This window comes from Bacillus sp. MMSF_3353, from assembly GCF_030733445.1.
GTDB lineage: Bacteria > Bacillota > Bacilli > Bacillales > Bacillaceae_G > Bacillus_A > Bacillus_A wiedmannii.
The window spans coordinates 1-13,938 of record NZ_JASHJA010000023.1; the positions used below are offsets into that span (position 1 = coordinate 1).

A 13,938-nucleotide genomic window follows, 5' to 3' on the forward strand; every position below is an offset into this window, starting at 1 on the left:
AAGTTACGGTATGATATGTGCTTAGATATACTAATATGGGATTTAAATGAAGAAATAAATGGTTTTTAAAAATATGAAGAATTGAAACATTAGTCAACCAACTAAATGTATAAACCTTTCAAACAAACAGCGGCAGTAAACGAACATTCAAAACTTCCTATTTATAAACCAATCTTTTCAAAATCCATAGTAGATAATTTGTTTTTGGGATTATCAAAATATTTTTGCATTGATTTGGGTTTTATCAAATTTTTCTTCTGCCTGCCAATTGCTTGTTTGGCATGATTATGTAGCTCTTCGACAGATTGCCACACCTTCAATACAATCACTCCTTCAACTTTGGAATCTGATCAAGCTTTTTATGTGTCTAAAGCTAAAAATGCAAATTGAATCTCTTAATATAAGCCTTTTCAAAATCAAATATTGTTAGTTGCTCAGGCATTATAATCACTCCAAACCCTTACTTTTTATTTTTCAGCTTGATCATAGACTAGTAAAATTGCTTACTGGGGCTTCCGTTTAAATATTTTCAAAATGTTCCCTACAGAAATACCAAATTTCCACATCTCTCGAAAATCATTAATCTATTGGATACTACACCCATGATTAAATTTCTCTCGCATAATATAATCTACTTCCATTTGACTTAAGCTTCTTTTCGATATTTAGCTAATACTTGTTCTAAACGTTTACATTCACCTTAGGCGCATTCTTTTGTAAAGCTATTTCCATTGCCTTGAGAACAAGTTGTGAATTCAAATCTTCAACCCCCGTATTAATCCCTTCAGCCACAAATGGTTTACTAACTCCAAAGTTTGCTCGTTGAATGCTATTGGGTTTTCTTCTACTACTTTTCTATCACTTGAGCAACTTGCTGCTTCTTTTCCCTTCATATCAAAAACCTTTAAGCTAATTTTGCTCGCTTTAGGTTAGAGCTATCTTGTTAGGTTATTAGGCATAGATCCTTTTTTTCTTATCCTATATTTCTGACCTTTTAATCTGTCCATTTCCACGAATCACATATTATGAATTCATTTATAAATCACCCTTACAAATATAAAAATAAGAAGATCCATGCGAATAAACGCTTTAGAATCTTCCTATTCCTCCATATACATCCTTAAAAATAGTTGGATTATTGCTTTGTATTAGATAATCCCCTTTTTCAATAAACTTACATAACTATTATCTCCAATGATGACATGATCTAGAAGAGGGATACCAATAATAATTCCACATTCTTTTAATCGCTTAGTTACTTCAACATCTTCTTGAGATTCCATACTATGGCCTGAAGGGTGGTTGTGAAAACATACTATTGAAGATGCATTGTTTAATATTGCTGTACGGAACGTCTCGCGTGGATGGACTAACGATGAATCAACAGTTCCTTCAAACACAATGCTACATCCAATAATTTCATTCTTTGTATTTAAGTTAAATACACCAAAAATTTCATTCGGTCTTGATTCTATATCGAATATAATCTGTGCAAAACGTACAGCATCCGCTGGACAAGTGATTTTCTTTTTCTCAATATCATAAATACGATTACTGTCTTTTACCAGCTTTACAGATTGAACCATAATTTTCTTACCCATGTCCTTCTCCTTTCGAAATAAAAAAGACGAGATTCCACCTCTCATCTTTTTTCACCTTCTTTTGTATTTTGAAATCCAAAATTCTTATTTCCCCACTACAATTCTTAATAATTTAAGATAATCTATCACATCCTTGTTAGTTTATTACTTGCCCTATTCCTAGAACGCAAAAAAACCTCCCAGGAATACATTCGTATTACAAATTAGCGTATATGTTTTATACACTTCCTTGTAATGAATCGTAAACCCGAAAGGTTTGTGGTTATTTAGGAATGATTAAAAAGGAAAAAATTTCTTAATTTCATTGTATAACACAGGTTATATTTTTTCAATTCTGAATTTCAATTCAAAATACCAATAAATTACCTAGCGATTTGATGTATATAAATTAAAACCCGGTTCCAACTTCGTGGGACCGGGTTTTAATACTCCACTACGGATTTGAACCGCAAGCCTCCCCGTTCATCAAAATACGAGTTCTTCGTATTCTCATGAGCGGGGCGCTCTAACCAATTGAGCTAGTGGAGTATATCTTATATATTATCAAATTATTTCCATTAAATCAACATCACCTAAAATTTCTTTAACTTCTTCCTCATTTAGACTGTAACGAGTTCTTAACTCAGAAGATATGGATTTTTCCAATCTAGAACGGTTATTTCGAAGTTTCCTAAAACTCTTTAAATCCAATGTTTTAATTAAATCCTTAGAACTCGGTTTAGATAACACACATAATATTCTGCCTATTTCCTTGGTAACTTTAGTAAATAAAATAAAATCTTCAAAATTTATGGAATCTATTGCATTTGGTGCATTTGTTACTTTGTACTTGACCATTATCTCCTCTTTTTTTTCTAATATTGCTTGATGCATATCACCTAAATCCTTCTTACTATGCGGATGAACGATATTATTTCGTACAAGCCTATAGTATTCAAAAATATTAAATTCTATTTCATCTTGATACTTAAATCTTGGCGCAATGTTTTCAAACACTTGTGGCAATTTACTTCCCTCATTATACTCCCAACCCTTTCCTGCTATCTTACAATACTCATGTCTAAAATCTCTCAAAAATAAATCCGCAGATTGGTAAACTGTAATAATATAACTTTTTCCCATTATAGTACTTAATGCACTTGGTACATTAGGGAAATTAACTTGAATCCCATGAATCTCTGTTAAATCTTTAATAGATTTTTGTGGATTAGGTGATGTTTCGACTTTTTTTATTAATTCTCTAACTGCAATCTCATTTAACTCCGTTATTGAATCATAATAACCCAGTCGATGATTTAAATCTCGATATACTTGTAAAGTGAATCCCATAATATCTCCTTTGCTAGCTCATTTTTTTCAACAGCAAAAAATCCACATCCCTTTGCTGTTGAAAGTTTTTATTTACATCAATAATTAATAGATTTTTCTTAACAATGGTACCGTCTGTAAAACAAAATGAAATATACTTATTTTGTCTCCAAAATTATTGCTTTATATTTTGAAGCATATTATCTCATTTATGTATTTCAGGTAAAATGACATATTTAGAAGTCTTTCCTAGTATCAAAACACTCCAACCATTCCTTACTCAATTATATTAATCTGATCTATCCTTATAAAAATACTATTTCTTTTAATATATCATAATACAGGGTTACATATGGAAAATTCAGTTAAATCGCAATGCATTTTTAAGTTATCTAAGAAATAGAATTCTTTAAATAAAAATGCGCTTCAATTTTTTTACATTCATTTGTTGTATTAACAACATACTAAAACTACCTTAAAACGCAAAAATACATCTATATATTTAAATATCAAAATTTTATTCCGTTAGTTTTAATCTAGCACTTTACGTAATCGCCGATCTATTAAATCATAATTATAATTATTCCCTATTAATTTTTTACACTATAAGCAGAAACAAATTATAATTAACAAAGACAGCGAGTTTATAATATACCCACTGCCTTTATTTATAAACTCATTATTTAGTTATGTTTATCAACAAACATGTTAAATTTTTAAAAAATGAACTTAGTGTATTTACAGGCCTTGAAAACAAACTTCTTTGACAATGGATGTGGCATTGAGAAATTTATACCGTTTCCTTAAATAAACTAAAGTCTGTATATGAAATTAGTGAATTATTGCATGAAAGTTTAGAAGCGTTTAAACAAACGATTAAAAGTTCTAAATTAGGGAACATTATTAATATATATACTATTACGAAACTTTATTGAAGCAATTAAATAACTTATTTATTGCTTAATTGAGAAAATGGTTCATAAAAGACCTAAACTGCCACAAACAATTCATGTAATATTCCATGAATTTATTTAATGAGTTAAATACTATTAAGAATTGTGATTTAAATGGTATACTTACTCTTTAGGGGGAACATATTATGACAGAAACATTAAATAACAACCCACAAATGGAGCAAAATAATTTACAAGATAATAATGGATTATATGTAGAAGACAATATACCTTCTATCATCAAATACATGGGATCTAAACGTGCTATCATTGAATATGTAGTAGAAGGGATTAATGAATGCTACGCAGGAGGCACAGTAGTTGACTTATTCGCAGGCTCAACCGTCTTGTCAGGAGCATTGCGTAATCAAGTACCTATGCTGTCCAATGATATTCAACAGTATTCAACAGTTTTAGCGAATACATATTTATCTAACTATGAATGGGACATGTACCCAAATCTTCTTCAAGATGTATTAACGAAATCTGCAGAACTTGTTAATGTCTTTAAAGAAGCATACCCTGACTTAGTGTTTAATTATAACCGTGAGTTTACACTAGAAGAATTTAATAAATTAGAAAAAGCACAGCAAGAATTAATTAACATGGATTTTTCAGAGTTTCCTTATCATTTGTTCGTAAAAAATTATTCAGGGACTTATTGGAGTTTTGAACAATGTCTATGGATTGACGCTATAAGGGAAGTAGCAGACAGATACAAAGGTGAACCGGTGTATTATCCGATCTTAGCTAGTCTAATGTACGCAATGTCTTATAATTCACAAAGTACAGGGCATTATGCACAGTATAGAGACGCTAACACGATTGCCTCAATGAATGATATTTTAATTTATCGTCGAAAAAACATTGTTTCATTCTTTGAAAGAAAATTTATAGAACTTCAACAAACGTTAGAAGAAAATAATTTACAGCATAAAGTAATTTCAAAGGACTATATGGACTGTTTGGAAGGATTAGAAAATAATTCTACTGTCTATGCTGATCCACCATATTGTTTCGTGCATTATTCACGCTTCTATCATGCGATTGAAACACTTGTGCGTTACGACTATCCTGAAGTGAAATTTAAAGGGAGATATCGTACAGATCGTCATCAATCACCATTCTGTATAAAAACGAAGGTAGCAAGTGCCTTTCAGTCTATGTTCGAGAAGATAAATGATAGAGAATCTAACTTAGTATTAAGTTACAGCAATACTGGAATGATTGAATTAGATGCATTAATTCAATTAGCAAAAACAAGCTTTAATAAGAATTACACTATTGAAGTACGTCTTCAAGATTATGCCCATAGTACAATGGGGCGTCGGAATGATAAAAGTAGGAATGTTCAAGAATGTTTACTACTTGTAAAAAAAATTTAGTTATGTAAGACCTATGTTCTAATACACCATAGGTCTTATTTTTTAGTTCTATATTATCTTTTATGACAAAAATAAGTAATGGACAACCAATAATACTACTCTCTATTCATTCTACCAATTTATCCATGTGTTTTGTAAAAGCCCTATAAGAATTACCTTTCCCTAGGGAATTAAAAAGAGTTTGTAAGTTGGATTGTCTTAGTGATAATTATACTCATACCAATTCCATCTATATTATATAGGATTCTAAATCCCGCGAAAAAACTCCGCCTTTGATATTACAATCAAATTCCATACTAAGTTTTTTTATATAAATCTATCTTTTGGATACTTCCATTTTTCAATATTATTTCATTTTTATAATATGTTCTTACTTTTACTTCTATACATCCTCTATATACAAACTTTCTTTTATTCCGAAGACTAATATAGGACATCCACCACCACCACCGCCTTCAATACGTGGAACTAATTTATCCATATGTGTCGTAGAAGCCCCATAAGAACTACCTTTTCCTAGAGAATTAAAAATACCTTGCAAGTGAGTACATCGGGTGATAATTACACCAACACTAACCGCACGAAGTTCAAATAATAAACGGAAGTTATTCAAGTCTCTATCGTAAAAAGGATCCTTGTTATTCCATTCGATTTCAACAGCAATTCTATTTTTAAAGCAATCAATACTATGTGTTGGAGATTGTAGTTTACTTTCATCAACTACAATCTTAGTATCAAATGATTTCTCTTTCCACTCTAAGCTATAAAAATGCGAGTCAATTTTATTTGAAATTGGTGATTTACGGCCGCCTGCTTTTACAATATCACTTCCCAGTAATCTAAAATTACTTAATACATCTATAATTTCGTTCCACTCATTTGGAAAATCTTCCTTTAATATAGCACAAGCATGTCTCCATTCATGTACTTCGTAGTTGTCTCTGATAAACTGTGGTAATAATTTAATAGTCAAGTCGACAGCTCCCTTTTTATTTTTACAGGATAATTTTACCACGTTTTTTATTAATTATATAGATTGTGTAATATATTAAATTTTAGATCCTTTATAAAAAACATTTAAAAATAGTTCTAAAGAATATCTCTTTAACTTCTCTGCTAAATTATATATTTTTTCACCCTAGCCCTTATGTCATTTAATATAGGAGATATTTGTTGTACCTGTAGAATGAATAATGAAACTAATTGCCCCTAAAAAGGTAGTACTCAATAATGCTTGAAATTATAAGTACTTACTAAATAAATCTTAAATTAAACCATAAATACTTAAATAGAATAGACTTTCACACAACTTAACAAAAACTGATGTAGCTAAAAAGCTTGATATAAGGCAATGTATGTTTAACGAATATGCAAATAGAAATGATCCCGATTTTAGTCCAGTGATATATTCATAAGGAAGTGAACTAATGAGAAGATATTCTATAGGCAGCTATGAGGTAGGTCATTCTAGAAAATCCATAGAAATAAATGTCCAATGAGGTTACAAAGTTTAATAAATTGAAAGAGAAAACACAAATTTTTTAAAAAAGGATTTGGAAGCTACCTTAGAAGTGAGTAAAAGAATTTACTTCTCCATTGAATAGGAACATTCATCAAAAGAACTTCAAATATCTGAAGTGTACTTAAAGTAGTACACATTAGGTGTGTGACTCAAATATATTTGAGTCACACACCTAATGTTGCTGAAGACATTGATAAAGAAATGAAGTTAACCTTTAAATGTAAGACTTTCTAATACTATATTTAATAATTGCTTAAACTAAAATATGAAGGATTTCCCCATTATATTTATCGCTATATATTAATAACTTAATAATTGGTAGATTCCATTATCAAAAAAAGATTACAACTGAAAAGCCTCTAGATGTGGAATATCTCAATTTATGCTTAAACACTTTATTTAGCCAAAAACAGACAAAACACAATCAAATCCAACAGCTTTATCATTCACTGTAATTCATTTTATGGAGAAACAGTCAAATAAACTAGCCTTTAATCATAATCAGGAAGATATTATTGTTAAAATTTATATAAATACTTTCTATTCCCTAGACAAGGTAGGGAAACTCTGATCCGAGGGCAGTCGGAATTATACGAAGCCCCCCTTGATATTCAAGGGGGGCTTTATGTAGCAATTAGTCTACTTTTTAAAGAGTAATCTTTTCAACCAATCAAGATTTGATTAAACATGGTATCTTTTGGCCTCCAATTAACCTCTCTGCTAAAAGAATTTAGCAAGCTTAAAACTCTTTCCTTTGTAAATAAACTATAAACAATTATTTATCATCAATACGATAGCTAATAAATCAATTTCTGAACAGAGCGTAAACTTGATAAAGTGTAGAAAATTTTTAAATAACTACCTCTCTACCCAAATCCGTTATCATGTACTTTACCAAGCCGCTACTTCTATCTTTTTTTAGATAATAGTAATCCTCTTCTAATTTTTTAGTTAACCAACCTATTTTTTGGACTGAAGTATCTAGCTCTTGAGCCATCTCTTGAGCTGTTACTTCTGCACCTTTTAAAACAGCTAAACTTAGAAATCTATATTGTTCTACTTCTAGTAAATTTGATTTCTCATTAACTTCCGTTACCTTTTTTTCAAGATCTTTATATATTGGTACCTCTTCTACGGCTTTTCGACTCATACATTTTGGACAATTCATTCCATATCTTTGTAACATTGGCAACTCTTCTGAGTCAAACACATTGTTACAATCTGGATTATTACACTGGATTTTCTTTGTTTCACTAATAAATTTATTTACAACCGGATTATAATTAAATGGGCTTTCAATAAAATATGTTCGATGTTCATTACCATCTGGTTTCCCCCATCTAATATTTTCATATAAAGAAAGTCCGTAATTTAAAGAATATATAGAAACTTTCTTCCCGGATTTATTTGACATTTCATTATATTTACTTATGAAAAAATTCAATTCAAGGGAGGAAAGTAAATCTTCATATTCAGTGGAAACGTGAAAATGGCTACAATATGGATTATTACGATCCCTATCAAAGATAACCGCTTCATACTTATGGGTTCTAATACCACTCTTAATTTCTTTTGCCTTTAAAACTAGTAACTCATTTAAATGCTCTAATTGAAATCTTTCAATTCTTTCAGAATAAGTCATTAAAGCTGATTGACCCTCCTTAAAGAATAATCGTAATCTCTCGTCATATAATCTTTTTGAAGCATCAACCAAATTATTTAATGTAATAGGCTTCCCTTGATATAACGATGCATCCTTAGCATAATCTAATATTAAACCTATGTGTCTGACTACATTCAATGTCATTTGGAAAATCAATTTATAATATTCCTCAATAGGCGCTTTACTGATATCAAAGAAAACTGAGACTTCTTTTTTAGTATACACATCTAATCGTTTTTCAATTATCCTTCTAGTATAATCAATAGCACTTGATTCCATATCACTCCGCTTATCATATCTATATAATTGATAATAATCTAAATATCTAATATCAATCTTTTGTCTGTCAAGTTCACCTAATTCTACTCTTCCAGGATACGCCGAAATTTTTAATTTTATGAAATTGTCGGAGTTATTATTCAAAGTGTTAACTATTAAGTCGCAAAACATTCGCAATGCTGTCTGATCAATTTCAGAATAATCATCCAATATAACAAAAAGTCTCTTTAAATTCATCTCTTCTAACACATTTTTTATTTCTTCTATTATTTTTGTTACTTCAAATATCCTAGCAAAGACCCTATTATATTGTTTTTCATCCCCCTCCATAGAACTCTGTTTATTTTGTAAAGCGGTATTTGATTGCACTCCAAAATTCGGTCCATTTTTTGATAGTTGTGTATTTGCGCCAAAGCTAGTATTTACACTATCTTCTGCTGAAATTGATGCAGTGGATTTATTAGTTACTTCTTGTATTGTTTGTAGTTCTATTTTTTCTAAATGATCATTATTAGATATTCTTTCTTTTATTTCCATCAACTTTTTTATTGCAGAATTAGACTTAGATCTACCGATTGTTGACATAAATTTATCCCAAAAAGAATTATAACTTTTTTCTATTTCTTTTATTAATTCCGTAACAAAATCAATAATAAACTTTCTTTGAATAGAATATATTTCTACTTCATTTTGATCCCTTAAGCCTAGGTAACTTATAGTTGTATAGTTTCTTTTTGCTTTATCAAAAATATTTTTCACATCTATGTAACATGCTATTATATCATCTCTATCTCTAAGTTCATTTTGCATTCTCATAAATATTGTAGATTTCCCTGTTCCTTTTCTCCCAATCAATACAGTAGTATTATCTTTTAAGCAAAGGTTCAAGATAGCGTCATTATCCATTGGATCTACATATACACTATTTAATAAATCCCTATTCCTACTATCGACTAATTCATACCTTCTATATTGTCTTAAAGATTCCACTGCTTTTTCAAAGTTTCTCAGATCTACGGCATTAAACACATAATCCCTCCAATTTCAATAATTTAGTAATATACTTAATTTTTATAATAGGCAAATATAGCCTAATTGTAAATTATAAAATATAAATACACAAAAATACTTTTAAAAGCATAAACAAATTCTATTTTACTTAATTAAAACAAAAGTCCACAATATAAAAAATAAAGTTATTTTACTCCTCTTTCATTCTCTTATCATAATATAATTAACGGTAAAAAGGCCCACAAAAAATGACTATCAGCTAAAATTACTATATAATCACTATATCCCCCTAAGCCTTGCTAAATTAATTGCTCTTCAGTATATCGTATAAAGATTTTTCTTATTTGATTAATCTCCTCCTTAATCACCAATTTCTGTTTATTTTTCAAATCGCTAGTTTTCAACTTTAGCAACTCTCCAACGCGTAACCCAGTATTGATTCTTACCAGGAACATTATATAATCGTGTTCACTACAGTGACGTTTCAACAGTTCTAGTGCAAAAACTTCAGGACAATTGGAATAAATCTACAAATCTTGGACATACTGATACTACTAGTCTAAAGAAGGTGCTTAATTGGTATGGAAAAGGAAAATGTATTTAAATTAAAGAATTATCAGCCTGATATTATTTTGTTAACAGTAAGATGGTGCCTACGGTACAACCTCATTTTTCGTGATTTAGTGGAAATGATGGAGGAACGGGGTTTATTCATTTCTCATACAACGATTATGCGTTGGGTTCATCGGTACGGTCCTGAATTGGACAGACGAATCCAGTCTCTTCTATGTATGAGTTTAAAACAATTTCAAAGCAAATTTCATTTGTTGTTTAATATGTTTTCTAGGTCTTCTCTCTAGGAATTCCTCATTCTGTTTTACAGTTGCTTTTCCTTTTTAAGTACACTCCACAATTCTATCTCTTTCAAACTTTGCAAAAGCACTCATAGCTCTAAATATAAAATCTCTTGTCAAAGTTGTCCTCTACTAATCCCATGTTAAGAATATGAATTGCTCTCTATTAGTAATGAATTCATCCTAAACTCATCTCCATAAACTATACAATATGGAATGACTCAACAGGTGATGGTAATGATCATTTTAAAAAGTAACATTAGAGAACTATTAAAAAGCAATGGAATAACAGGAAATTGAAATCCACAGAGATCAAATATAAGCCAACATCAAATGAGTAATTATATAATTTAACTATTATTTTTTGTGAAAATTCTTTATAAAAGAACATACACTGCCTTACTAAAGGGCGTATATTCTTTTATTTAAAGACAAAATGAGAGTGTTGACTGCTCAGCCAAATCTAGACAGAAATTAAAATTCTATGCTCAAAATATTCACAGTCGGAATATCCGCTGGTGCCCACTTTAATTCTAATAATTTTTTAGCTTGAACCCACTTGATCTCTTCATGCTCAAGTGCTTTAGGTATACCGGACTCTATGCATGCCTTATAAGTAGTAAGATGAACTATAATATTCTCATACTCATGATCCACTTCTTCTATTTTTTCACCAACAGTAATTAAACATCCTAATTCTTCTTTAATCTCACGCACCAATGCTTCTTGCTGCATTTCTCCTTCATTAATTTTCCCACCTGGAAATTCCCAATAGTTCGGTAATGACATTGTAGGAGAACGTAATGCACATAATATTTCATTCTTCTCATTAAAAATGACAGCTCCAACAACCGATACTTTCTTCTTCATGAATCGTCACTTCTTTCACATCTTATTTAATACTTATACTCTCTACTTCTCGTCTTCTTGTTTATACCACAGTATCTTTTTCACTAATTTGGAAACATCTTCATGTTAGTTTAAAACATGCAACTTTCTATGACAGTTTGCACATATTCCAACAGTGTTACAAATTGTATCTTCCCCGCCTTTGGATAGTCATTCCACATAATGTGCTTCTAGATATGGATTCCCTTTTTTATCTTGGAAAGGAGCATGCTATTCACATAACTCCCATATACCTTGCGCACGTCTTTTAGCAAGCTCAACTACATACTTATTACGTTGATATACTGTATATTTTATAAAGCACCTACTATAACCATGAGATACTACCTTTGTAGGTCAATCCTTTAATTTGTTATAACTTATTACGCCAAAAAAGTTTTTTAGTCACTTAAGCCTGAAATTCATTCTCTCTATGCCATTGCATGTATTGACGCTGCATTTCATTCATTTGGATCTGTAACTTTTCATGTATATTCAAGAAGATTTTTAAAGCTTCGTCTAAAGTGTTCGAAATTAAAATTCTCCCGTCATCTCCAAAGCTAATATAACCTTTATCAAATAAAGCATCATGGTTAGGACAAAGTAGTAGTCCATTGTTTATATCTAACCTTTCCCTATGATTAGATTGGCTCCAAGGCTTAATATGACTTGCTATTAGAAAACGTTTATCAGAGACTCCACATAGTTTACATTTCTCTTCATTCTTCAACAAATTCTTTTTAAAAATGGATTGTCCAATTCTAGATTTTATAACTTGTTCTTTTTCAGTTTGATCTAATACATACGACAAATCCTTCTCTATTTCTTCCAGGATAGTTTCTTCATCACTACTTCCTATGTTTGATAGCTTGTTCCAAGTATCCCTATTTTTTTCTTTAACTATTGTTAATAAATAATTCGCAAGTTCTAGAGTTACTCTAAACAGGTAACCTGTATTACCACGCTCAATTTTATTAAATGGAGCGTATTTATCACCTTGTAGCTTTAATATGTTTTCCATGAAACTTTTATATAGAATAGGGATCTCCAAATCATGGTATTCTACATTTACAATCCATCCTTCTTTTTCCCAGATTTCAGTCTGTTCTAGTCCAATTGGCTTATCATGGACCTTATAGTCTTCTTTTGCAACCAAAATTGATACTAGATTTCCTTTAAAACTATTAAAAATGATGTCACCTTTTCTTATCATTTTCATATCTGTCCAGTGATGAAATGTTTGTCCCTTGTTATTTTTTTGTGGCGCCCAGAGAAATCCTCCCTCCCTCTCTTCCTTATAACTTTTATTTTGAAATACAAAAAAATAATTCATTTTTCTACTCCCCATATATTAGATTGGAAACTTATCTTATCAATATTTAAGTAACTGTTTATATTCAAATAAAATATTATCAAATCTAGTACTCTTTTTCACATGAAACATCTAAATTATTCCTTATTGCTTATTATGGTACTTCATCTCATGCACAAAATAATTTTAATCATCTTTTCATAGACAATAACGAAGTAACAAATTTGAAATTAGGACTAAGTGAAACATTTGCTGTGAATGGGAATGTAGATTCTTTTAAATTTACCAACAACAACATCGGAATTGTTCTGATTGGACATGAAGGCGTATCTCCAGTAGCTGTTTTAGATCAAGCACGGAATGAAATTGTTCGTAACAATATCGTTCATCACAATTCATCCATCAATAATACTAGTTATAATGAATATTCAGCTGATGGTATTTACGTGGATGGCGGGAAAGAAATTATCATTGAGCAAAACCAAAGCTATGAAAACGACCTTGGTATTGAAGTAGCCAGCGAACGTACAGGAAAAAGTGCAAGCCAAATTACCGTTAGAGACAATACAATATCCAATAATATCATGAGTGGCATTGCAATTGGTGGATATGATAGTCAGCAAGGATATGCTGAAAATAACACGATTACGAACAATGTGATTTATAAAAATGATACAAAAGATCAAGAGAGTGGCCAAATCGAATTAAATTACGATACCCGGAACAATCTAATTACCAACAACCAAATTTATGCTAGTAACAGCCGTATTTTTATCAGCAATAATTTTAATAAAAACACTGGGAACAAATTGGATTACAATCATTACTATGGTGAATTCGATCAAAGTAATGGCTTATGGCAATGGAAAAGAAAAACATATAAAGGATTTTCATCTTATCAAGCAAGTATGAGTCAAGAAGGAAATGAACAACATAGTGAATTTAGCAAATTATCCCCTTCGTCCAAACTAATTTTAAAATAAAGCAAATTTAATAAAACAACATTAGCTTAGCTCACTTCATCTCCCCTCTCCTATAAAAGTAAAATGAAAAGTTGTAGTTTCAATTGAAACTACAACTTTCTCATACTCATAAAAACTCTGTATTCATTCTGTAAGTACATAGGCGTACCTATAATTATATTAGTAAGCTGCGGCTAATT

Annotated in this window: 8 protein-coding genes, 1 tRNA gene and 5 pseudogenes; 3 read left to right on the top strand and 11 right to left on the bottom strand. The window is 30.4% G+C overall.

The genetic code is table 11. The features are described 5' to 3' along the window. Nucleotides 1-161: 161 nt before the first annotated feature. From RBB48_RS25420 to RBB48_RS25440, 5 genes and pseudogenes are all read right to left on the bottom strand, one after another. A complete protein-coding gene (locus RBB48_RS25420) occupies nt 162-320 on the bottom strand; it encodes a hypothetical protein (RefSeq protein ID WP_157349587.1) in 159 nt (52 codons plus the stop codon). A 373-nt stretch (nt 321-693) separates the two neighbouring features. Then, nucleotides 694-884, bottom strand: a pseudogene (locus RBB48_RS25425) (thioredoxin domain-containing protein); the annotation flags it as partial. 264 nt (nt 885-1,148) lie between these two features. After that, nucleotides 1,149-1,601, bottom strand: coding sequence for a JAB domain-containing protein (locus tag RBB48_RS25430; RefSeq protein WP_000516687.1), 453 nt, complete (start codon nt 1,599-1,601; stop codon nt 1,149-1,151). 426 nt (nt 1,602-2,027) lie between these two features. Beyond that, nucleotides 2,028-2,129: transfer RNA gene (locus RBB48_RS25435), tRNA-OTHER, on the bottom strand. Nucleotides 2,130-2,144: 15 nt separating this feature from the next. After that, entirely contained in the window at nt 2,145-2,930 is a 786-nt protein-coding gene (locus RBB48_RS25440; RefSeq protein ID WP_306008257.1) for a hypothetical protein, read from the bottom strand. 1,078 nt (nt 2,931-4,008) lie between these two features. Between RBB48_RS25440 and RBB48_RS25445 the strand changes: the two genes are divergently transcribed. Next, the gene (locus RBB48_RS25445; protein ID WP_306008258.1) at nt 4,009-5,247 is read left to right on the top strand and encodes a DNA adenine methylase; all 1,239 of its coding nucleotides are present in this window, start codon (nt 4,009-4,011) and stop codon (nt 5,245-5,247) included. Between the two features lie 382 nt (nt 5,248-5,629). On the opposite strand, the gene RBB48_RS25450 is transcribed toward RBB48_RS25445, so the two are convergent. The 3 genes and pseudogenes from RBB48_RS25450 to RBB48_RS31735 form a co-directional block, all read right to left on the bottom strand. Next, on the bottom strand, nt 5,630-6,220 hold the full coding sequence (locus RBB48_RS25450; RefSeq protein WP_306008259.1) for a BglII/BstYI family type II restriction endonuclease: 591 nt from the start codon (nt 6,218-6,220) through the stop codon (nt 5,630-5,632). 1,399 nt (nt 6,221-7,619) lie between these two features. Beyond that, the gene (locus RBB48_RS25455) at nt 7,620-9,740 is read right to left on the bottom strand and encodes a hypothetical protein (protein WP_306008260.1); all 2,121 of its coding nucleotides are present in this window, start codon (nt 9,738-9,740) and stop codon (nt 7,620-7,622) included. Nucleotides 9,741-10,078: 338 nt separating this feature from the next. Then, nucleotides 10,079-10,210: pseudogene (locus RBB48_RS31735) on the bottom strand (site-specific integrase); the annotation flags it as partial. Between the two features lie 93 nt (nt 10,211-10,303). Here RBB48_RS31735 and RBB48_RS25460 point away from each other — a divergent pair. Beyond that, a pseudogene (locus tag RBB48_RS25460) lies at nt 10,304-10,501 on the top strand (IS6 family transposase); the annotation flags it as partial. 549 nt (nt 10,502-11,050) lie between these two features. Here the strand turns inward: RBB48_RS25460 and RBB48_RS25465 are convergent. From RBB48_RS25465 to RBB48_RS25470, 3 genes and pseudogenes are all read right to left on the bottom strand, one after another. Next, nucleotides 11,051-11,446 (bottom strand): (deoxy)nucleoside triphosphate pyrophosphohydrolase, encoded by a 396-nt coding sequence (locus RBB48_RS25465; RefSeq protein ID WP_306008261.1) that lies wholly within the window; start codon nt 11,444-11,446, stop codon nt 11,051-11,053. A 105-nt stretch (nt 11,447-11,551) separates the two neighbouring features. After that, nucleotides 11,552-11,626: pseudogene (locus tag RBB48_RS31740) on the bottom strand (HNH endonuclease); the annotation flags it as partial. 247 nt (nt 11,627-11,873) lie between these two features. Then, nucleotides 11,874-12,683, bottom strand: a complete 810-nt coding sequence (locus RBB48_RS25470; RefSeq protein ID WP_306008285.1) for an HNH endonuclease — start codon at nt 12,681-12,683, stop codon at nt 11,874-11,876. A gap of 239 nt (nt 12,684-12,922) precedes the next feature. Between RBB48_RS25470 and RBB48_RS25475 the strand changes: the two are divergent. Then, nucleotides 12,923-13,759 (top strand): annotated as a pseudogene (locus tag RBB48_RS25475) (right-handed parallel beta-helix repeat-containing protein); the annotation flags it as partial. Between the last annotated feature and the right edge of the window lie 179 nt (nt 13,760-13,938).